At 72.3% G+C, this 20,866-nt stretch carries 16 protein-coding genes; 8 read left to right on the forward strand and 8 right to left on the reverse strand.

Annotated features, from left to right (window positions below; translation table 11 throughout):
• Positions 1–115 precede the first annotated feature (115 nt).
• Positions 116–1,342 carry an ROK family transcriptional regulator gene (locus OG521_02505; protein WUW19710.1) on the forward strand — a complete coding sequence of 409 codons (1,227 nt, stop codon included), beginning with the start codon at positions 116–118 and terminating at the stop codon, positions 1,340–1,342.
• Here the strand turns inward: OG521_02505 and OG521_02510 are convergent.
• Complete coding sequence (locus OG521_02510; GenBank protein WUW19711.1) at positions 1,333–2,100, reverse strand: NPP1 family protein; 768 nt, start codon at positions 2,098–2,100, stop codon at positions 1,333–1,335. The genes OG521_02505 and OG521_02510 overlap by 10 nt on opposite strands.
• A gap of 135 nt (positions 2,101–2,235) precedes the next feature.
• Here OG521_02510 and OG521_02515 point away from each other — a divergent pair, with 135 nt between their 5' ends.
• The 6 genes from OG521_02515 (at position 2,236) to OG521_02540 (ending at position 11,018) form a co-directional block, all read left to right on the forward strand.
• Positions 2,236–3,411: an ROK family transcriptional regulator gene (locus tag OG521_02515; GenBank protein WUW19712.1), complete on the forward strand. Its 1,176-nt coding sequence runs from the start codon at positions 2,236–2,238 to the stop codon at positions 3,409–3,411.
• A gap of 8 nt (positions 3,412–3,419) precedes the next feature.
• On the forward strand, positions 3,420–4,730 hold the full coding sequence (locus OG521_02520; GenBank protein ID WUW19713.1) for an ABC transporter substrate-binding protein: 1,311 nt from the start codon (positions 3,420–3,422) through the stop codon (positions 4,728–4,730).
• 22 nt (positions 4,731–4,752) lie between these two features.
• Positions 4,753–5,694, forward strand: a complete 942-nt coding sequence (locus tag OG521_02525) for a sugar ABC transporter permease (protein ID WUW19714.1) — start codon at positions 4,753–4,755, stop codon at positions 5,692–5,694.
• Positions 5,695–5,792: 98 nt separating this feature from the next.
• Entirely contained in the window at positions 5,793–6,614 is an 822-nt protein-coding gene (locus OG521_02530; GenBank protein ID WUW26554.1) for a carbohydrate ABC transporter permease, read from the forward strand.
• Between the two features lie 55 nt (positions 6,615–6,669).
• The gene (locus OG521_02535; GenBank protein ID WUW19715.1) at positions 6,670–8,496 is read left to right on the forward strand and encodes a carbohydrate-binding protein; all 1,827 of its coding nucleotides are present in this window, start codon (positions 6,670–6,672) and stop codon (positions 8,494–8,496) included.
• Between the two features lie 101 nt (positions 8,497–8,597).
• The gene (locus tag OG521_02540; protein WUW19716.1) at positions 8,598–11,018 is read left to right on the forward strand and encodes a glycoside hydrolase family 95 protein; all 2,421 of its coding nucleotides are present in this window, start codon (positions 8,598–8,600) and stop codon (positions 11,016–11,018) included.
• Between the two features lie 47 nt (positions 11,019–11,065).
• Here the strand turns inward: OG521_02540 and OG521_02545 are convergent, their stop codons facing one another.
• From OG521_02545 to OG521_02560, 4 genes are read right to left on the reverse strand one after another with little or no spacing between them, the layout of a single operon-like run.
• A complete protein-coding gene (locus OG521_02545) occupies positions 11,066–12,214 on the reverse strand; it encodes an XdhC family protein (GenBank protein ID WUW19717.1) in 1,149 nt (382 codons plus the stop codon).
• Positions 12,207–14,354 carry a xanthine dehydrogenase family protein molybdopterin-binding subunit gene (locus OG521_02550; GenBank protein ID WUW19718.1) on the reverse strand — a complete coding sequence of 716 codons (2,148 nt, stop codon included), beginning with the start codon at positions 14,352–14,354 and terminating at the stop codon, positions 12,207–12,209. The genes OG521_02545 and OG521_02550 overlap by 8 nt, the downstream gene beginning before the upstream one ends.
• Positions 14,351–15,343 (reverse strand): xanthine dehydrogenase family protein subunit M, encoded by a 993-nt coding sequence (locus OG521_02555; GenBank protein WUW19719.1) that lies wholly within the window; start codon positions 15,341–15,343, stop codon positions 14,351–14,353. Before OG521_02555 ends, OG521_02550 begins: the two co-directional genes overlap by 4 nt.
• Entirely contained in the window at positions 15,340–15,897 is a 558-nt protein-coding gene (locus tag OG521_02560; GenBank protein ID WUW19720.1) for a 2Fe-2S iron-sulfur cluster-binding protein, read from the reverse strand. Before OG521_02560 ends, OG521_02555 begins: the two co-directional genes overlap by 4 nt.
• Before the next feature lie 236 nt (positions 15,898–16,133).
• Here OG521_02560 and OG521_02565 point away from each other — a divergent pair, with 236 nt between their 5' ends.
• Positions 16,134–16,733 carry a TetR/AcrR family transcriptional regulator gene (locus tag OG521_02565; protein WUW19721.1) on the forward strand — a complete coding sequence of 200 codons (600 nt, stop codon included), beginning with the start codon at positions 16,134–16,136 and terminating at the stop codon, positions 16,731–16,733.
• A gap of 22 nt (positions 16,734–16,755) precedes the next feature.
• Here the strand turns inward: OG521_02565 and OG521_02570 are convergent, their stop codons facing one another.
• The 3 genes from OG521_02570 to OG521_02580 form a co-directional block, all read right to left on the reverse strand.
• A complete protein-coding gene (locus tag OG521_02570; protein WUW26555.1) occupies positions 16,756–17,985 on the reverse strand; it encodes a VWA-like domain-containing protein in 1,230 nt (409 codons plus the stop codon).
• 17 nt (positions 17,986–18,002) lie between these two features.
• Positions 18,003–19,265, reverse strand: a complete 1,263-nt coding sequence (locus tag OG521_02575; protein WUW19722.1) for a MoxR family ATPase — start codon at positions 19,263–19,265, stop codon at positions 18,003–18,005.
• Between the two features lie 68 nt (positions 19,266–19,333).
• Positions 19,334–20,749 (reverse strand): hypothetical protein, encoded by a 1,416-nt coding sequence (locus tag OG521_02580; protein ID WUW19723.1) that lies wholly within the window; start codon positions 20,747–20,749, stop codon positions 19,334–19,336.
• Positions 20,750–20,866 lie beyond the last annotated feature (117 nt).

Here is a 20,866-nt window from a genome sequence, read left to right on the forward strand (position 1 = left end):
TTCCTTCCATCGTCAATATATTCCGTGCCATCCCGAGCGGGGATCGACCACTCGCGCCACCTGCGCCGTAACCGATCCATCCCCTTGCTTTCGGGCAGAAGGTAATCTCGACGGGGTGAACCTCTCCCACCGGCCGCCGTCCGCAGCCCTCGTGCTCCAGACCCTGCTGACCCAGGGACCGTTGACCCGGGCGGAGCTCGGACGCCGTACCGGGCTGTCCTCGGGGGCGGTCACCAAGGTCTCGGCCCCCCTGCTCGACGACGGCTGGATCACCGAGCTCGGCCCGTCCGGGGAACGGCAGCCCGGACGGCCCGCCACGCTGGTGGCGGTCCGGCCCGGACGTGCCCGGTTCATCGGGATCAAGGTGACGGCGGACGAACTGATCGGCATGCTCGTCGACCTCACCGCCACCCCGCTGACCACCCGGCGGGTCCCGCTGCGCTCCCGGGACGTCGGCACGGTGGTGAAGGCGGTCGCCCGCCTGGCCGGCACGCTCTCCGGTGCCGCGGAGGGCGAGAGGGGTGAGGCCGGTCCGGCGGTGCACAGTATCGGCGTGACGGTCTCGGGCGACGTGGACGGACCGGCCGGCATCGTGCGCTACTCCCCCTTCCTCGACTGGCACGGGGTGCGGCTCGCCGCACTGGTCGAGGAGGCGACCGGCATCGCGACGGCCGTCGAGAACGACGTCCGGGCCCTCACCGTCGCCGAGCAGTGGTTCGGCGCGGGGGTCGGGCTCTCCTCCTTCGCCCTGGTCACGGTGGGCGCGGGGGTGGGCTGCGGGATGTCGGTCGACGGGCGCGTGATCGCGGGGGCGTACGGGGTGTCGGGCGAGCTGGGGCATCTGCCCGTCGGCGGTACCGACCGGGTCTGCACCTGCGGCAACACCGGCTGCGTGGAGGCCGTCGCCTCGACGCAGGCCATCGTCGAACAGGTGCAGGAGCGGACGGGGGACACGGATCTGTCGCTGGCGGGCGCCGTCCGCCTGGCGCGCGCGGGGGACGCGGCCGCACGCGGGGTGTTCACCCGGGCGGGGCGGGCCCTCGGCCTGGCCATCGCGTCGGTGGCCAACCTCATCGGGCCGGAGCGGATCATCATCTCCGGCGAGGGCGTTGCCGCGTACGACCTGTTCGCCGAGGAGATCCGCCGGTCCTTCGCCGACCAGGCGTTCGGCGCGGCCGCCCGGTGCGAAATCCTGGTGCGGCCGCTGCCGTTCGAGACCTGGGCGCGCGGCGGCGCCGCCGTCGCGGCGCACCGCCTGTTCGCCCCGCTCCCCGGCAGGAACGAGGCGACCGCCGGGCTCCGGGCCGTGCCCGGCGGGCCGTTCGCGGCCGGTCACGCGTAGGGGTCGAAGGGGATTCCCGCAGGCTTCGCCCTGGCCAGGTGAGCGGCGAAGTTGCCGTCCTTGAGGCCGAAGACGGCGCTGCCGAAGTCGGCCTGCACCAGCGCGTCCCGGACGCCCGCGGGGTAGCCGTTCCAGCCCACGAGGTCGGGGAACTGCCACTGGTGGTAGTGGTTCTCGGGCGGCTCGTCGCCGGTGGTCGCGGGGCGGAAGCAGTGCGTGCCGATCCCGTCCTTGTGGTAGACGACCTTGGGGTGCGTACCGTCCCACTTCATCGCGTCCCGGGCATACACGTCGAAGTTGCCGTGGGCGGAGGTGGAGACGTACTTGGCCTCGTTGTCCTGCACCCAGACCACGACGTGCTCCCAGTCGTGGCGGTGCCCGCCGAGTCCGCTGCCGGCCACCGCCTGGTCCTTCTCGAAGTAGAGGCCGTACATGATCGCGCACCAGCCGTTGTTGCACAGCGAGCGGGCGTAGCCGTTGGTGTTGTCCAGGTCGGAGGCGTCGTGGCAACTGCCGTTGACCGCACCCGTGGTGTTCAGCCCGGGTGCCACCGTGCCGTCCGCGCCGATGGCGGGGGTCGGGTAGCAGCCGTCCCCGTCGTAGTCGAAGGCGGGCTGGAAGGTCTGTTCCAGCCCGTCCGCGTTCGCGGGCAGGGCGCCCGGCACGGCCGCGAACGCGCTGCCGGACGAGGCGACGACGAGCACCGCGGCCGCGGCCAGGGTGAGCGACGCCCTGCGGAGCCGTCCTGAGTTCTTCACTGCTGCCTCCTGGTTGACGTCCGCCTGCCGGACTCGCCACGCGATGGCATGCCCATGTCGAACGACAGGGAACCCAACCCGTTCGTTTGAGTTTTTTTATTGACAGAGGAAATTAACTCCCCTACGTTTCCGGCCATGTCACCGACCAACCTCGTCGAGACGTTCCCGGCGGCAACGCCGGCCGGCTCGCTGGTGTTCACCACGGCTCTGTCCCAAGGGCCGCTCTCCCGTGTGGAGATCGCCCGCCGGACCGGGCTCTCCTCGGCCGCCGTCACCAGGGCCGTGCGTCCGCTGATGGACACCGGATACGTCGTCGAGGACCTGGACGGCAGCACGCCGCCCGCGGTGGGCCGGCCGGCCAACCCGGTACGCGTCAACGGCGGTCGGGCTCTCTTCATCGGGGTCAAGGTGACCGCGGACGAGGTCATCGCGGTGCTCGCCGACCTCTGCTGCCGGGTCCGGACGGCCCGTCACGCACCGCTGCCCGGAAGGGCTCCGGCCGAGGTGATCTCCACGGTCGCCGCGCTCACCGCCGGACTCCTCACCGAGGCGCAGGCGTACGGCGTCGGGGTGCGCGGCCTGGCCGTCGCGGTCTCCGGCGATGTGGACCGGGCCGCCGGTGTGGTCCGGTACTCGCCGTTCCTCGACTGGCGCGACGTCGACCTCGCCGCGCTCATGGAAACGGCGACCGGGCTGCCCGTCACAGTGGACAACGACGTGCGGGCGCTGACCGTGGCCGAGCAGTGGTTCGGCTCAGGGGTCGGGCGCTCCGACTTCGCCCTGGTCACGGTCGGAGCCGGGATCGGCTGCGGACTGGTCGTGCACGGCCGGGTGGTGGCCGGGGCGCACGGGGTGGCCGGCGAGATCGGTCATCTGTCCATCGATCCGCTGGGACCGCTGTGCCACTGCGGCAACCGGGGGTGCGTCGAGGCCATCGCCTCGGACTCGGCCATCGTCCGGCGCATCGAGGAGGAGACGGGACGGCCGGTCGGCGGGCCCGCGCACGCCCTGGAGCTGGCACGGTCCGGGAACCCGGTGGCCTGTGCGGCGTTCGCCCGTGCCGGTGCCGCCATCGGCCGGGGCATCGGAGCGGTCGCCAACCTGCTCGGTCCCGAGTGCGTGATCATCTCCGGCGAAGGCCTCGCGGCGTACGACCTGTTCGCCGCGCAGATCCGTGACGCGTTCGCCACCACCGTATTCAGCACAGCCGCGCAGTGCGACGTGATCACACGCCCGCTGCCGTTCGAGCAGTGGGCGCGCGGGGCCGCGGCCACTGCCATCCAGACCTTCATCGGGTCCGACACCTTCTAGGAGTAGCGATGTCTGAGCAGAGCCGCATACCGGGGCAGGGCGGTCCGGGCCGCCGGCGTGTCATGGGCGGGCTGATGGGCGTGGGCGCCGCGGCACTGGCCGCCCCCGCGCTGACGGCCTGCGGGGGCGGGGCCGCCGCCGACCCGAAGACGGTGACCTTCGGGTCGAACGGTGCCGACGCCACCCCCAAGAAGGCGTACGAGGCGCTGACCACGGCATTCAAGAAGGACAGCGGACTCGACGTCAAGACCAACACCGTCGACCACGACACGTTCCAGAAGAGCATCTCCAGCTATCTGCAGGGCACTCCGGACGACGTCTTCACCTGGTTCGCGGGCTACCGCATGCAGTACTTCGCCAAGAAGAAGCTCTGCGCACCGCTGGACGACGTGTGGGAGAAGATCGGCGGCGGCTTCAGCGAGGCGGCCAAGCAGCTCTCCCGCGGCGAGGACGGAAAGTACTACTTCGTTCCGCTGTACAACTACCCCTGGGCCGTCTTCTACCGCAAGAGCCTGTTCAGGGAACGCGGTTACCGGGCACCCGCCACCTGGGACCAGTTCGTCGCGCTGGCCAAGCAGATGAAGAAGGACGGGCTGTCGCCCATCGCCGCCGGCTACGGCGGCGGGGACACCTGGAGCATCCTCGGCGCGTTCGACTACCTCAACCTGCGGGTCAACGGCTACGAGTTCCACATGTCGCTGCTGGGCGGCGACGTCAGCTGGACCGACCCCCGGGTGCGGGCCGTGCTGGACCACTGGCGGGAGCTGAGCCCGTACTACCAGGAGCGGGCCGGCGGCCGCTCCTGGCAGGACGCCGCCCAGTCGCTGCTGGACAAGAAGTCGGGCATGGCCGTGATCGGCCTGTTCCTCGGACAGCAGATCAGCGACCCGAAGCTGCGGGACGACATCGACTTCTTCGCCTTCCCGGAGATCGCCCCGTCGCACGGCCAGGACACCGTCGAGGCGCCGACCGACGGATTCATGCTCAGCCGCCGGCCCCGGAACGAGAAGAAGGCGAAGCAGTTCCTCGAATTCCTCGGCGGAGCCCGGGCGGAGGGCCTGTACATGGGGGTCGACCCGAGCAATGTCGCCGTGCACGGCGACGCCGACACCAGCGGCTACAACGCCCTCCAGAAGAAGTCCGCCGAACTCATCTCCAAGGCCCGCCACATCACCCAGTTCGGTGACCGGGACAGTGACCCGGGCTTCATCTCCACCGTCGTGCTGCCCGGACTGTCGCAGTGGCTGAGCAGCCCCGACGACGGCGCGGCCGCGCTCAAGAAGATCGAGTCGCAGCGTTCGCGATTCTTCGCCGCCTGACCGACCCAGGGAAGCCCCACCCATGTCCTCCGTACCTTCCGCGCCGCCCGGCACCCGGCGGACGCGACGGCCACGACGGCTCGGCCTCTCCGACCGGCTCTTCCTCACCGTGATCGTCGGCATCCCGCTGCTCGCCCTGCTGCTCTTCGTCTGGCTGCCGGCGCTCGCGTCGCTCGCCCTGTCCTTCACCCAGTGGGACGGGCTCGAACTGTCCGGCATCCAGTGGACCGGCCTGGACAACTACCGGGAAATTCTCACGAATTACCCGCCGTTCTGGCCGGCCGTCCAGCACAACGTCATCTGGCTGCTCTTCACCGCCCTGCTGCCCACCCCGTTCGGCATCTTCCTGGCCTACCAGCTCGACCGGAAGATCCGTTTCACCCGGATCTACCAGACCGCGATCTTCCTGCCCATGGTGCTGTCCCTGGCCGTGGTGGGTCTCATCTGGGAGATCATCTACAACCCCGACAACGGTCTGCTGAACGGCATCCTCGCCACAGCCGCCCCGGGCCACCACATCGACTGGCTGGGCGACCCGGACCTCAATCTGTGGATGGTGCTCATCGCCTCGGCGTGGCGGCACACCGGCTACATCATGATCCTCTACCTGGCCGGTCTGAAGGGCTTCGACCCGGCCCTCAAGGAGGCGGCCGCCCTCGACGGGGCCAACGGCCGGCAGACGTTCCTGCGCGTGGTCTTCCCCGCCCTGAAGCCCGTCAACGTGATCATCCTGGTCGTGACGGCCATGGAGTCGCTGCGCGCCTTCGACATCGTGTACGTGCTCGGCGGCGGCGTCGGCAGCAAGCCCGGGATGGAGCTGCTGTCCCTGCTGATCACCGACAACATCATCGGCGAGTCCAGCCACATCGGTTACGGATCGGCGCTCGCGATGATCATGCTGGTGATCTCGCTGGCGGCCATCGGCACCTTCCTCGTACAGAACTTCCGCAAGGAGGACCAGTGACGGTCACCGCATCGCCGCCGCGCGTCCGCGGCTCATCGGCCCGCCGCCCGCCGTCCGCGCCCGCAGCGGCCCGGCCCCGGCGTCAGACCGGACGCCATGTGATGCTGGCCGGCATCTCCCTGCTGTGGCTGGTCCCGCTGCTGTGGGCCGTCTTCACCTCGCTGCGGCCGTACGAGGACACCGCGGCGCACGGCTACCTGTCCTGGCCGCGCAGCATCGGACTGGACAACTTCACCGCCGCCTGGGGCCAGTCGGGCATGCCGCACTACTTCTGGAACTCGGTCCTGGTCACCGTTCCCGCGGTGCTCGGCACGCTGTTCTTCTCGGCCGCCGTGGCGTTCTTCGTGTCGCGGTTCGACTTCCGGTGGAACATCGCGCTGCTGATGCTGTTCACCGCGGGCAATCTGCTGCCCGCGCAGGTCCTGATCACCCCGCTCTACCGGCTGTACCTCCAGGTGCCGCTGCCCGCCTGGATGAGCGATTCGCTGCTTCTGTACAACTCGTACTGGGGCATCATCGCCATCCACATCGCGTACCAGTGCGGCTTCTGCACCTTCGTCCTCAGCAACTACATGAAGACGATCCCCAAGGAGATCACCGAGGCGGCGCTGGTCGACGGCGCGCAGGTGTGGCGCCAGTTCCTGCAGATCGTGCTGCCGCTGTGCCGTCCGGCGTTCGCCGCGCTGGCCACGCTGGAGTCGATCTGGATCTACAACGACTTCTTCTGGCCGCTCGTGCTGATCGAGACCGGCGACAAACGGCCGGTGACCTCGGCACTCGCCAGCCTCCAGGGGCAGTACTTCACCAACCCGAACCTGATCGCGGCGGGGGCGCTGATGACGGCCGTGCCGACGCTCCTCGTGTACTTCGCGCTGCAGCGCCAGTTCATCAGCGGCCTCACCATCGGCGCGGGCAAGTAGCCGGGCCGTACCGAACCGTCCTGTCCACCCGCACACAGAGCAGGAGACCACCCGCATGCACTCCCCCGCCCGATCCACGAGACGAGCGGTGCGGGCCGTGACGGTCCTCGCCGTCACGGCCGCCCTGGCCACCGCGCTGCCCGCGGCGCAGGCCGCACCCGGCACCGTCGCGGCCGCCCCGGCGAAGGCCGCCCCCGCGCAGCGGCCGGCCGAGAAGCCGTTCATGGGGTGGAGCAGCTGGTCCATGCAGACCAGCTCGTACCCCGGCCTCAACCCCACGGGCCAGTACAGCTATCTGACCGAGGCCAACGTGCTCAAGCAGGCGGACGCCATGGCCGCCAAGCTCAAGCGCTTCGGCTACGAGTACATCAACATCGACGCGGGCTGGTGGCGCGGCCAGGACTGGACGCCCGAGTTCGACGGGTACGGACGGCAGCAGGCCGACCCGGAGCGCTTCCCGCGCGGGATGAAGCCGGTCGCCGACGACCTGCACGCCAAGGGCCTCAAGGCGGGCATCTATCTCCCGGTCGGCCTGGAGAAGGAAGGGTACGGCGGCGGCACGCTGCCCATCTGGCACGCGCCCGGCTGCACGACCGGTGACATCGTCTATCCCGATCTGCGCACGACGAACGGCTGGGACAGCTCGTACAAGATCGACTTCTCCCGGCCCTGCGCCCAGAAGTACGTCGACTCCCAGGCGCAGCTGATCGCGGACTGGGGCTACGACTTCCTGAAGCTCGACGGGGTGGGTCCCGGCTCCTTCAAGAGCGGGGACAACTACGACAACCGGGCCGACGTCGCCGCCTGGAACCGGGCGATCAAGCGGACGGGCCGCTCCGTCCACCTGGAGATCTCCTGGTCGCTGGACATCGGCTACGCCGACGACTGGAAGAAGACCTCCAACGGCTGGCGGGTGGACACCGACGTCGAGTGCTACTGCGAGACGCTGGTGACGTGGGACAACTCCGTGAAGGCACGCTGGCGCGACACCCCGGGCTGGACCCGGCACGCGGGACCGGGCGGGTGGAACGACCTGGACGCCGTCGATGTCGGCAACGGCGAGATGGACGGACTCACCAAGGCCGAGCGGCAGAGCTACATGACGCTGTGGTCGATCGCCAAGTCGCCGCTCTACTCCGGGGACGACCTGACGAAGCTCGACGCGTACGGCGTCTCCCTGCTGACCAACCGTGAGGTCCTGCGGGTCAACCAGCAGCCCGGCACCCCGGCCCGTCCGGTCACCACGACGGGCGACCAGCAGGTGTGGGCGTCGAAGAACCCCGACGGCAGCTACACCGTGGCGCTGTTCAACCTCGGCGACTCCCCCGCGTCGGTCACGGCCCCCTGGTCCGCACTCGGCTTCACCGGCCGGGCGGACGTCCGGGACCTGTGGAACCGCGAGGACCTCGGGCAGCACAAGGACGGCATCGGCCAGGCGCTGCCCGCCCACGGTTCACGGCTGTTCACCGTCACCCCGCACGGCCCCGGACTGCGGACCACGGCGTACGAGGCGGAGTCGCCGGCGAACACGCTGAGCGGGAACGCGGCGGTCTCCGGCTGCGAGGCCTGCTCGGGCGGCAAGAAGGTCGGCAACCTCTACCAGGGCGGCTCCCTCGCCTTCACCGGCGTCAAGGCCGAACGGGCCGGGACGTACTACGTCGACGTGACCTACACGTCGGGTGACGAACGGTCCGTCGGGATCTCCGTGAACGGGAAGCCGGCCGTCAGCAGGGTCTTCCCGTCCACCGGTGACTGGGGCACGCCGGAGACCGTCAGCGTGCCCGTCACGCTCGCGGCCGGCCGCAACACCGTCACGTTCGACAGCGGCGCATCGGGCTTCTCGCCGGACATCGACCGGATCGATGTGCCGAAGCGGAGCTGATCACCTCTCCGACGGGCGCGGCGGCCGGCTCACCCGGCCGCCGCGCTCCGCGCCCGCACTGTTTCTCCCCCGCACGTGAGCCGTACCGGAATGGAGTCACCGTGAACGACCAGCACCCCCAGCCGCAGTCCCGGCCGGAGGCCGACCGTCTGAGCCGCCGCCGGCTGTTCTCGCTCGCCGCCGCCGTCGGCTCGGCCACCGCGCTCGGTTCGCTGCCCGCCTTCGCCGCGAGCGCGCCACCGGTGCGGCCCGCCTCGTCCCCGATGCGCGCTCCCGGGCGCACCACCGAGATGTGGTACCGGGTGCCCGCCGACGCGGGGGCGATGATCGAGCAGGCCCTCCCGGTCGGCAACGGGCGGCTCGGCGCGCTCGTCGGCAACGACCCCGGCCACGAACTGCTGCACCTCACCGACGCCACACTGTGGACCGGCGGCATCAACGACCAGCTGGACACGGACGGCCAGTTCCCCTACGGCCGGGAGGACTTCGGCAGCTTCACGCTCCTCGGCAACGTGTCCGTGGAGCTGCCGGACCACGAACTGTCCGCGGTGTCCGGCTACCGCCGCAGCCTCGACCTGGCCCAGGGCGTCGTCAGCTCCCGCTACACCCGGTCCGGTGTGGTCTACGAGCGCACGGTCTTCGCCAGCCGCCCCGACGACGTCGTGGTCGCCCACTTCACCCAGCGCGGCGGCGGCCACTACACCGGCTCCATAGCGCTCGACGGCACGCACGGCGAATCCACGTCGGCCGACGCGCACCGGGCCGAGATCTTCCTGGCGGACTCGTTCGCCAACGGACTGCGGTACGGGGCCGTCGTGCTCGCGTACAGCCGCAGCGGGAAGGTGTCCACGGACGGCGGCCGGATCACGTTCACCCGGTGCGCGGACCTGACCGTGGTGATCAGCGGCGGCACGGACTACGCACCCGACGCGGCCACGGGCTACCGCGACCCCGCCGTCGACCCGCTCGTCCTCGCCCGTACCAAGGCGCGGGACGCGGCCGACGCGACCGTCACCGAGCTGCTGCACACCCATGTGGCCGACCACCGGGCGCTGTTCGGCCGGATGAGTGTCGAGCTGGGCTCCTCCACACCCCGGCAGCGCGCCCTGGACACCTGGGAGCGGTTGCAGGCCCGCACCGCCGAGGGCGATCCCGACCCCGAACTCGAGGCGATGTACCTCCAGTTCGGCCGCTATCTGATGATCTCCGGTTCGCGCGAAGGCCTTCCGGTGGCGCTCCAGGGGCTGTGGCTGGACGGCAACGACCCGGACTGGATGGGTGACTACCACACCGACATCAACATCCAGATGAACTACTGGATGGCGGGCCGCGCGGGTCTCTCCTCCTGCTTCGACGCGCTGACGGACTACTGTCTGGCCCAGCTGCCCTCCTGGAGCGAGCTCACCCGGGCGCACTTCAACGACCCGGCCAACCGGTTCCGCAACTCCAGCGGCCGGGTCGCCGGCTGGACCGTGGCGTTCTCCACGAACATCTACGGCGGCCTCGGCTGGTGGTGGCACCCGGCCGGCAACGCCTGGCTGTGCAACTCGCTCTGGGAGCACTACGAGTTCACGCAGGACCGCGCGCACGTGGCGCGCATCTTCCCGATGCTAAAGGGGGCCTGTGAGTTCTGGGAGGCGCGGCTGCTGACGACGACGGTGACGGACGCGGCGACGGGTGAGCGGCGCGAGGTCCTGATCGCGGACGGCGACTGGTCGCCGGAGCACGGGCCGCAGGACACGAAGGGCAACACCTATGTGCAGGAAGTGGTGCGGGACCTCTTCCTGCACTTCGAGGAGGCCTGTGCGCTGCTGGGCCGCGACGCACGGTACGGCGCGACGGTCGCGGCGATGCGGAAGCGGCTGTATCTCCCGGAGGTCAGCCCGACGACGGGCTGGCTCCAGGAGTGGATGTCCCCGGACAACCTCGGTGAGACGACCCACCGCCACCTCTCCCCGCTGATCGGTCTCTTCCCGGGCGACCGCATCCGCCCGGGTGCCGTGTCCGACGAGCTGCTGGACGGGGCGACCGCGCTGCTGAGGGCCCGCGGCATGGAGAGCTTCGGCTGGGCGAACGCCTGGCGTGCGATGTGCTGGGCGCGGCTGAAGAACGCGGACAACGCGTACCAGCTCGTCGTCAACAACCTGCGGCCGTCGGTCAGCAGCAGCAACGGCTCCTCGATGAACCTGTTTGACATCTACCAGGTCGAGGAGGACCGCGGCATCTTCCAGATCGACGCCAACTTCGGCACCCCGACCGCCATGCTGGAGATGCTGCTGTACTCCAGGCCGGGCCACATCGAGCTGCTGCCCGCGCTGCCGGACGCCTGGGCCGGCTCGGGTTCCGTCACCGGGATCGGGGCGCGCGGCGGGTTCCTGGTGGACCTGAGCTGGCGTGACGGCAGGGTGCGCGAGGCGAGGATCCACAGCGTCGGCGGTCGGACCACCGAGGTGTGCTTCGCGGGGCGGACGAGGAAGGTCGGCCTGCGCCCCGGCGGTTCGGTCACGCTGCGCACGTTCTGACGGCGGGCCGGGGGCCGGGCGGTGGGGTTGCCCACCGCCCGGCCCCTTCATGCCGCGGCGGGCGAAGGGGTCCCGTCCTCCGTCCTGCCGCCGCCGTCGTGGTGGATGGGCGTCCGCGACCCCGTGAGCGGGGCTCCCGTGCCACCCCGGCGCTCCGCGACGATCTCCGCCGCGATGGACAGCGCGGTCTCCTCCGGCGTACGGGCGCCGAGGTCGAGGCCGATCGGGGAGCGCAGCCGGGCCAGCTCCTCGTCGGTCAGACCGGCCTCGCGCAGGCGCCGGTTGCGGTCCTCATGGGTACGGCGGGAGCCCATCGCCCCGACGTACGCGACCGGCAGCCGCAGCGCCTCCTCCAGGAGCGGAATGTCGAACCTCGCGTCGTGGGTCAGCACGCACAGCACGGTGCGCGCGTCGGTCTCCGTGCCGGCGAGGTAGCGGTGCGGCCAGTCGACGACGAGGTCGTCCGCCTCGGGGAAGCGGGCACGGGTGGCGAAGACCGGCCGGGCGTCGCACACCGTCACGTGATGGCCGAGGAACTTCCCCGCCCGCACGAGCGCCGTCGCGAAGTCCACCGCACCGAACACGATCATCCGGGGCGGCGGCACGCTCGACTCCACGAACAGGGTCAGTCCGCCCGGGCAGCTCGTCCCGTCCTCCGCGAGTTCGGCGGATCCGGTGCGCCCGGAGTCCAGGAGCGCCCGGGCCTGCGCCGCCGCCTCGCGGTCGAGGTCCGCACGCCCGTCGAGGCTCCCCTCGTACGTTCCGTCGGCCCGGACGAGCAGGGCGCGGCCGAGCAGTCCTTCGGGGCCGCGGACCACGCGGGCGAGCGCCGCCGGCTCGCCGCGGTCCGCGGCCGACAGCGCCGCCCGGACCACCGGTGCGCCGGAGCGCACCGGTGTGACGAGCACGTCGATGACGCCGCCGCAGGTGAGTCCCACGGCGAAGGCGTCCTCGTCGCTGTAGCCGAACCGCTCGCGTACCGTCCGGCCGTCCTGGAGTGCCTGGACGCAGAGCTCGTACACGGCCCCCTCCACACAGCCGCCGGAGACCGAGCCGATGACCGTGCCGTCGCCGTCGACGGCCATCGCGGCGCCGGGGCCGCGGGGTGCGCTGCCGCCGACCTCGACCACGGTGGCGACGGCGAAGTCCCGGCCCTCCTGGGACCAGCGGTGCAGGGCCGCCGCGATGTCAAGCACCGCTGGCTCCCTCCGCCCCCGGCCGGGCCTCTTCCGCCGCCAGGACGCGGTCGGGGCGGATCGGCAGCCGGCGGTGGCGTACCCCGGTCGCGTGCCACACCGCGTTGGCGATCGCCGCGGCGACGCCCACGATGCCGATCTCGCCGATGCCCTTGATCCCCACCGGGTCCTCCGGGTCGTGGTCGTCGACCCAGTCCGCCTCGACGTGCGGCACATCGGCGTGGGCGGCGACGTGATAGCCGGCCAGGTCGGCGTTGACGTAGCCGCCGGACGCCCGGTCGCGGACCGCCTCCTCGTGGAGGGCCATCGAGATGCCCCAGGTCATGCCGCCGACGAGCTGGCTGCGGGCGGTGAGCGGGTTGACGACGGTGCCCGCGGCGAAGATGCCCAGCAGCCTGCGGACGCGCACCTCGCCGGTGGTGACGTCGACCGCGGTCTCGGCGAACTGCGCCCCGTAGGAGTGCCGTTCCTTCTGGGCCATGGCGCCGATGGCGTCGGAGGTGTCGGCCCTGGTGGTGAGTCCCTCCGGCGGAACGGACCCGCCGAGCGCGAGCAGCTCCCGCAGTTCGTCCGCGGCCAGCCGCACCGCCCAGGCCCAGGAGCGCGTGCCCATGGAGCCTCCGGCGATCCAGGCCGGTCCCAGGTCGCTGTCGCCGAGGCGGACGCGGATGCGCTCCGGGTCCGTCCTCAGCGCGTCAGCGGCGACCGAGGCCATCGCGGTCCGTGCGCCGGTCCCGATGTCGGCGGCGTTGATCCGCACGGTGTACGTGCCGTCGGGCTCCGCGGTCACGGCGGCCGTGGAGGGGCCGACGCCCGCGGGGAAGGACGCCGCCGCCATTCCGGTACCCAGCAGCCAGCGCCCCTCGCGGCGCAGTCCGGGGCGCGGGTCGCGCTCCGCCCAGCCGAACCTGCGGGCCCCTTCCTCCAGGCAGGCGCGCAGATTGCGGCGGCTGAACGGCAGCCCGGAGACGGGGCCCGCCGCGGGTTCGTTGCGCGCCCGCAGCTCGACCGGGTCGATGCCGCTCCTCTCGGCCAGCTCGTCGAGGGCCGATTCCACGGCGAAGGAGCCCGGTGCCTCGCCCGGCGCACGCATCCAGGTCGGGGTCGGCACGTCGAGCCGCACCACCTGGTGCCGGGTGTGGTGCGCGTCGGCGTCGTACATGGTGCGTCCCACGTTGGCGCTCGACTCGATGAACTCGTGCACGGTCGAGGTGAGGCTCAGCGCCCGGTGGTCGAAGGCGCTCAGACGGCCGTCCGGGCCGGCGCCGAGTGTGATCCGCTGCGCCGTGGGGCTGCGGTAACCGACCAGGGAGAACATCTGGCGACGGGTCAGCACGACCCGCACGGGGCGGTGCAGCAGGGTCGTGGCCATGACGGCCGCCACCTGGTGCGGTGCCAGGCCCTTCGACCCGAAGCCGCCGCCGACGTGCTCGGAGCGCACCCGGACGGAGCCCGGATCGAGGGAGAACAGCGAGGCGAGTTCGCTCGACACCCAGAAGGTGCCCTGGTTGGAGTCGACGACGTCGAGCCGGCCGCCCTCCCAGCGGGCCGTCGCCGCGTGCGGCTCCATGGAGTTGTGGTGCTCCTCCGGGGTGGAGTACTCCTCGTCCACGACGAAGGCGGCGGCCTTCAGCCGGGCTTCCAGATCCCCCTTCTCCGTCTCCGCGTCCGAGCCGTCCGGGGTGTAGGCCCCGGCATGCCCGGCGAGGAACTCCACGTCGTGCGGTTCCTCGTCGTAGCGGACCACGAGCGCCTCGGCGGCCTCCCTGGCCTGCTCGGACGTCTCGGCGACGACCAGCGCAACGGGCCAGCCGACGAACGGCACCCGGTCGTGCTGGAAGAGCCCGACGACGGGGTTGGGGCGGCCCAGCATGCCCGTGTAGTCGGTGTCGATGCGCGGTGCGTTCCCGTGGTGCAGGACGGTGAGGACTCCGGGCATGGACCGGACGGGAGCGTCCTCCACGGACCGGATCCGGCCGCGCGCCACGGTGGAGAGGACCAGCCAGCCGTGGGCGAGCTCGGCGAAGGGGATCTCCCCCGCGTAGCGGGCGGCGCCGGTGACCTTGTCCCGGCCCTCCACGCGGGTGCGGGAGGAGCCGACGGCTCCCTGGACGGTGGTGCTGTCGGTGGTCGTGGTCATCGGGCGGCCTCCTCGGCGAGTTCGGTGAGTACGGCCACGACGAGATTGCGCATCAGCGTCACCTTGTATCCGTTGTCCGGGAGGGCCTCGGCCGCCGCCAGTTCGGCGTCGGCCGCCGCGGCGAACGCCTCCGCGCTCGCCGGTCCCCCGGTCAGGGCGCGCTCGGCCGCACGGGCCCGCCAGGGCCGGGACGCCACCGCGCCGAAGGCGAGCCGCACCTCGCGGACGGTGCCGTCCTCGACGTCGAGCGCGGCGGTGAGGGAGCCGATCGCGAAGGCGAAGGAGGCCCGCTCGCGCACCTTGCGGTACCGGGAGTGCGCGGCCACCCCGGCCGGCGGCAGGGTGACGCCGGTGATCAGGGCGCCGGGCGGCAGGGCCGTCTCGATGTGCGGGGTGTCGCCCACCGGCAGGTAGAAGTCGCCGATCGGCAACTCGCCCGGCCCGTCGGCCGTTTCGTACGAGACGACGGCGTCGAAGGCCGCGAGCGCGACCGCCATGTCGGACGGGTGGGTGGCCACGCAGTGCTCGGATGCGCCCAGGATCGCGTGATTGTGGTGCTCGCCCGCCCGGGCGGGGCAACCGCTGCCGGGGGTCCGCTTGTTGCACGGCTTCCCGAGGTCGCCGAAGTAGCCGCAGCGGGTCCGCTGGAGCAGGTTGCCGCCGACCGTGGCCATGTTCCGCAGCTGCCCGGAGGCGCCCGCCAGCACGGCCTGGGCCAGCGCCGGGTAGTGACGGCGCACATCGGCGTGCGCGGCGAGGTCGCTGTTGGTGACGGTGGCCCCGATGTGCAGCCCGCCGTCGGGGGTGAACGTGATGTCGCCGAGAGGGAGTTCCTGGACGTCGACGAGAGTCGTGGGCCGCTCCACGCCGGCCTTCATCAGGTCGACGAGATTGGTGCCGCCGCCCAGGAAGCGGGCGTCGGGGTCCTCGGCGAGCAGGGCCACCGCCCCGGAGACGTCCAGGGCGCGTTCGTATCCGAATTCCCTCATGCCACGACCTCCTCGGACTCGGCCGCGGAGGTTTCCGCCGCGCGCGCGACGGCCTGCACGATCGACACGTAGGCGCCGCAGCGGCAGAGGTTTCCGCTCATCCGCTCGCGGATCTCCTCGGCGGAGAGCGCGGGCACCCCGGCCTCCGGACGTACGTCTTCGGTCACGGCGCTCGGCCAGCCCGCGGCGTGCTCCTCGATCACCGCGAGGGCCGAACAGATCTGTCCGGGCGTGCAGTAGCCGCACTGGTAACCGTCGAGATCGAGGAAGGCCTGCTGCACGGGGTGCAGCCGGTCGCCGTCGGCGACGCCTTCGATGGTGGTGATCGCGCGCCCCTCGGCAGCGACCGCGAGCTGCAGACAGGAGACGGCCCGGCGCCCGTCGAGGAGCACCGTACAGGCGCCGCACTGCCCCTGGTCGCAGCCCTTCTTGGTGCCGGTCAGATCGAGACGCTCGCGCAGGGCGTCGAGCAGGGTGGTGCGGTGGTCGACGGGCAGGGTGTGCTTTTCGCCATTGATGTTCAGAGTGATGGCACTGGACGTCGATGGGGCCATGATCAGCCTTCTTTCGCATTGCTTATGCGCGTCGAACGAGACGATCCGGCGGAAGTACCGAGTGGGAGAGGGCCATTCCGGTGGTAGCAGGAAATGAAAGACACCGGTCGGCCACACTGGCCCGGTCTGCCGCTATGGTGGAGTGAAGCGGACAGCTGTCCGCTTTATCTGTCGAACCTAGCGGACAGCTGTCCGCTCAGCAAGACCGGCTCAGCCGTGTGTCGGAAGGAGGAGGCGTGCAGGAGGAGAAGGGCACGCCCCAACGCCCGGACGCGCAAAGGAATCGCGAGCGCATCCTGGACGTCGCGCTGGCTGAGCTCACCCGGTCCGCGGACGCCCCGGTGAGCGTCATCGCGAAGAAGGCGGGCGTGGGGCAGGGGACGTTCTACCGGAACTTCCCCAACCGCGAGGCCCTGGTCCTGGAGGTCTACCGCTACGAGATGCAGCAGGTCGCCGACACCGCGGCCCAGTTGCTCAGGACCCGCGCGCCCGACCGGGCCCTGCGGGAGTGGATGGACCGGCTGGCGCAGTACGCCATGGCCAAGGCCGGACTGGCCGACGCCCTGCGCACCACCGCCAGCAGATACGGCAGCCTGGCCCAGCTGGGCCACGACCCGGTGACCCGCGGCCTCACCCTCCTGCTGAACGCGAACGAGGAGGCGGGCACGATCCGCCCCGGGGTGACCCCCGACGACTTCGTGCTCGCCATCGCCGGACTCTGGCAGCTGGACCCGCACAGCGACTGGCAGCCCAGAGCCCGCTGGCTGCTGGACCTCGTGATGGACGGGCTCCGGGCCGGGGCACCGGGTGCGGGCGGGCCTTCGCCGCAGCCCTAGGCCTGTTGACCCGCGGGGCCTCTCACGAGGCAGCGGATCCGATCACCACCGTGCGCGCCCACGCGGGCGGTGTGTCCGGGACGTATTCGGCGTCGTCCTCGTCCCATCGCCGCCGGCCGGGCCGGTCGAACAGGCCCACCACGGTCCGGCACGGCGGCGGCGCACTGGGCCAGGGAGTCTGTCCGTCGGTGAGGGCCACGATGACGTCGGGCCGTGGCTGGGACCTCAGCGCCTTGGCGAAGCCGGCACGCAGATCCGTGCCCCCGCCGCCCAGCAGCACGATGCCCTCGGCCCGGCAGAGCGGGTGCACCACCCGGGTCGCAGCGTCGCAGGACAGCACGGTGACCAGATCCCGACGGCCGCCCACCGCACGGGAGATGGCGGCGACCTCCAGCAGGGCGGTGCCCAGTTCGGTGTCGCTGACCGATCCGGACGTGTCGACGACCACCGAGACCCGCGGCGGCCTGCGCCTGAGGCTCGGCAGTACGGCTCCGGGCACACCGGCCGAGCGGCGCGACGGCCGGCCGTACGTGTAGTCCTCCCCCGCCCCCGAGCCCGAAACCGCCGAGCGGAGCGCCGCACCGAGCAACTGCCGCCACGGCTGCGGCGGGTGGAAGGCCTCCTCCGCCCACCGCCGCCACCCCTTCGAGGCGCTCCCCGGCCGGCCGGTGATGCCCTGGGCCACCCGGAAGCGCACCGCGTCCCGCTCCTGCTCACTGAGGCCGTGGCCGCCGTCCGGCCCCAGGTCCCACTCCCGCTCCAGCCCGTCGGCGCCGCTGCCGCAGTCCAGCCAGGCCAGGTCCTGCGTACGCGGGCCGAGTCCGAACTGCCGCAGATAGTCCTCCATCAGCTCGCCCTCGGGGAGGTCCAGGGTCGCGGGCTCGACGGCTCCCTCGGGCCGGACCAGGCCGTCGCCGTACACGTCGTCGTTGATCTCGCAGTCGGCCGCGATGTTCATCCGCAGCCGCTCGGCCCGGCCGGTCAGCCCGCGCTCCCGCGCCACCCGGTCGCTGCGCCCGTGGTGGTCGCGCAGCAGGTGCGACACCTCGTGCACCCAGACGCCGGCGAGTTCCTCCACCGGTGTCCGGTCCACGAAGCCCGGCGCGACGTAGCACCGCCAGTGCCGGTCGACCGCCATCGTCGGGACCTGCCGCGACTCCACGGTGTGCAGGGCGAACAGCGCCGTCGCCAGGTAGGGCCGGGCCAGGGCCGCCTGCAGCCGGGCGGCGAAGAGCTTGTCGCGGTCCAGCATCCCCGCGCCGCCCGCGGTCACCGGCCGGCCTTGGTGGCGGCCGTGGCACGGGCCGCCGCCTGCTCGGCGCGCCGCGAGAGCAGCACGGCCCCGGAGAGCGCCTCGATCGACGCCGGTACGTCCCAGTCCCCCTGCCTGAGCGTGGCGAGTGTCGTGGCGGGGACGACGACCAGGTCCGGCGCCCCGGTCTCCAGCGCCCTGACCAGGAGGGCCCAGGCCGCGTCCCAGCGGGCCTTCTCCGGGCGTCGCCGGACCGCCGCCACCACGCCGTCGAGCACAGCCTGGCGCAGGTCCCCCCGCTCGGGCAGATCGGCGCCGGCCGGGTCGGCGAGCAGGTCCTCCGGGTCCGGAAGGTCCATCCGCTCCAGGCTCGCCAGGAGTTCCAGCCCGGGACCGTCCCCCACCGTTCCTCTGACCAGCAGGGACAGCACGTCGCGTGAGGCGTCGGCGGCGGTCGCGAAGGCGATCAGCCGCAGGGTCATCTCCCAGCTCCGCGGCGAGGGCCAGGCTCCGCCCCTGCGGGTCTCCCCGCTGGGCAGCCGGTGGACGAGCGCGGGGCGTGCGGAGAGCAGTCCGCACACCGCCCGGCGCGCGAAGCCGACGGCGTCGGCGAGGCGTTCGGGGGCGAGCCGGGGCAGGGTCGCACGGGGCCAGGTGCCGCCGAGGCCACGGACGACGACCTCGTGGTCGTGGACCCACTGGAGGTGGACGAACCGGTTGGCCAGCGGCGGGCTCAGCTCCCAGCCGTCGGCCGCCGAGGAGCGCGGGTTGGCGGCGGCCACGATCCTTACCCCCGGCGGAAGTCGGAGCGCGCCGATGCGCCGCTCCAGGACGAGGCGGAGCAGGGCGGCCTGGACGGCGGGCGGCGCGGTGGAGAGCTCGTCGAGGAACAGCAGTCCGCGGCCGGCCCGCACCAGGCGCACCGCCCAGTCCGGCGGGGCCATCGGGACACCCTGTTCCGCCGGGTCGTCGCCCACGATGGGCAGCCCCGAGAAGTCGGACGGTTCGTGGACGCTGGCGATGACCGTGGTCAGCGGGAGGTCCAGGGAGTCCGCGAGCTGGGTGAGGGCGGCGCTCTTGCCGATGCCCGGCTCTCCCCACAGGAGTACGGGCAGGTCGGCGGCGACGGCCAGGGTCAGGGCCTCCAGCTGGGTGTCGGGGCGCGGTTCGGTGGTGGTGTCGCTCAGGAGGGCCACCAGCTCGCCCGCGACGTCCAGTTGGGAGGCGGCGGCCCGGTCGTGGGCGGGGCGGGTGGGCGCGGACAGGGTGCGTGTGGGCATGGCGATCACCTTGGGGTCTCGGTACGGAAGGGATGCGGCGTCGATCGCGGGGGACGAAGGCCCTCGGTTCAGCGGAAGGTTGCGTGGCGGGGAAGCCGGTACGGGTGCCGGTCCCGGGAGCGCGGGTGTTCCGGGCGGGCGCTGCCCGGACCGTGTCCCATCAGGTCCGCGCGGAACAGGCCGTAGTCGATCCGCCGCTGGGCGGCGGTCTCCAGTTCGTCCCGCAGGGCTCCGCTGCGCAGTACGGCGCCGGGGCCCAGCAGCCCTTCGACGACGGCCAGCGCACCGGTGATGTCGCCGTGGTCCAGGCGCTCCCGGACGCCGTCGAGGCATTCCGGGCGGCGGTGGGCCGCGTCGATGGCCTGGAGACACGGCATCGGCGTGCCCGTCAGGGCGGCCAGGAGTTCCTCGCGCCGGACCTCGGCGGGGTCGTGGTCGAGGGGCACCAGCACCCCGTCGACCAGGCCGATGCGGTGCCGCGCGCCCCGGCACTCCACCGGGCGCGGCTGCCCGGCACCGTCCGGGACCGGTGACGGCCGTACCGGTACGTGATCCGGGACGAGCGCCGAGGCGACCAGCGGGTGCAGCCGGCCGGCGTCGACGGCGCCGGTGCGGATGAGCTCCAGGTCGGGCAGGGCCCAGGTCGCCGCGTCGGGCAGGACCGGTGGCGCGGTGCCGGCTCCCGCCGCGGGCGCCGGCGTGAGGCGCAGGACGGGCGCGCCGGCTCCGTCGTCGTCCGCGTCGAGGCTCAGGAGCAGGCGGTGGCGGCCCCCGAACCGTACGAGGAAGGTCCCCGCGGTCGCGGACCCGCCCTCGGCGCGCAGGAGCAGGGCGGCCTCGTCCGCCCAGCGGCCGACGGCGCAGCGCCGGCCCCGCGGCACCATGTCCCGTACGGTACGGTCCGGTTCGGGCTCGCCGCCGTCGGCCGGCCGGTCGGCCCCGGACCGGCCGCGCAGTTCACCGGTCCTGCGCGCGTCCCAGAGGTGACGGTGCAGGTCGAGGCGGAACCGCCGGCTGGGGTGGGGGTGCGGGTGGCGGCGGGCGCCGGCCTCGGTACGGGAACCGTCCCACAGCGCGAGGCTGATCCGCTGTCCGGCGTCCGCCCAGGCCGGCGGTGTCCGGACCACGAGGTGCACGGGTGCGCGGCCACCCGGTTCCTCGGAGTCGTACCGGGCCAGCGCGATCGTCAGCCCCGGGCGCAACAGCCCGTGCGGGGCGATCCTCGGCAGGTGCCAGCGGAGCAGGTCCGGCACCAGGTGGCGCAGGTCGGTCCGGACCCGGGTGGCGAGTTCGCTGCCGTGGGTGCGTGCCAGGGAGCGTGGCTTCAGGTCGACGTCGATGCCCGCGGCGGCGCAGGCCCCGGACCAGTCCCCGGCGTGGCGGCGGGCGGTCGCGGTCTCGATCATGGAGGGCGGCACGGCGAACTCGCGCACGCGCAGCCAGAAGGACAGGAAGGGATCCCGATTCGCGTTCGCGATGAGCATCAGCACTCACCTTGCGCGGACGGGTCCCCCAATCTGAGAGCAGTGTGTGTCGTCATCGCGGGCAGCGTAGCGCGCCGCGTCCGTGCCCGCCACGCCTTTTCCGCGACACTGCCCGGG

The sequence above is a fragment of the Streptomyces sp. NBC_01463 genome (genome assembly GCA_036227345.1).
In the GTDB taxonomy this organism is placed as follows: domain Bacteria; phylum Actinomycetota; class Actinomycetes; order Streptomycetales; family Streptomycetaceae; genus Streptomyces.